We start from the raw sequence: 284 nt of genomic DNA on the forward strand, positions 1-284 counted from the left end.
GTGATGCCGGGGTGTTGAAGGCGGCGGAACGGCACTTGTCTCGGGTTATGGATGACCAGACCGCCAAGCGACGTGTGTCCGGAGTGGCCGAGCTTTCGTTGGTGGTCGGTGTGGCCACGTGGAAGGGCAATGCACTGCCCGTGCTGCTGTATCCGGTCAACGTCACGGTGCCCAAGGAAGAATCCGCCGCCACTGTGCAGTTCACCGGCCGTGTGAAGTTGAATACGGCATTCGTCAATGTGCTGCGAGAGCAGCGGGTATATGTTGACGAGGATTCTCTGTTT

The 284-nt window shown here is 59.2% G+C and carries 1 protein-coding gene; it reads left to right on the forward strand.

What is annotated here, in order from left to right; translation table 11 throughout:
- A partial coding sequence (locus EIK80_RS25710) for a hypothetical protein (RefSeq protein WP_148099152.1) occupies positions 1–284 on the forward strand: 284 nt, incomplete at both ends.

Source organism: Caulobacter sp. 602-1 (genome assembly GCF_003931565.1).
Classification (GTDB): domain Bacteria; phylum Pseudomonadota; class Alphaproteobacteria; order Caulobacterales; family Caulobacteraceae; genus Caulobacter.